The sequence below is a fragment of the Adlercreutzia sp. DFI.6.23 genome, from assembly GCF_024462535.1.
GTDB lineage: Bacteria > Actinomycetota > Coriobacteriia > Coriobacteriales > Eggerthellaceae > Adlercreutzia > Adlercreutzia rubneri.
Map to the genome: position 1 here is coordinate 1 of NZ_JANGBP010000723.1, position 291 is coordinate 291.

The 291-nt window shown below is 62.2% G+C and carries 1 pseudogene; it reads left to right on the forward strand.

The features are described 5' to 3' along the window. A pseudogene (locus NE591_RS15220) lies at window positions 1-291 on the forward strand (hypothetical protein); the annotation flags it as partial.

Genomic DNA, 291 nt, shown 5'->3' on the forward strand with positions numbered 1-291 from the left:
ACGACCGCGACCACGGCTCCATTGTATGGGTCATGGGGCCGGCCTTCACCTTCAACGGGTACTCCCGCGAGGCCTTCGCGAAAATCATCGACGCCGGCTATGCGGACGCGGTGTTTGCCGGCAATGCTCTCGCCACCCACGATTTGGAAGGGGCCTACTTCCACATGTCCCTCGGTCAGGACATCGACACCCAGGAGAACCGCCCCAACGGCCACTACCACCACCTGGACACCATCAACCGCGTGCGCTATTGGGGATCCATCGAGCGGTTCATCGAAGAAGAGGGCGTGC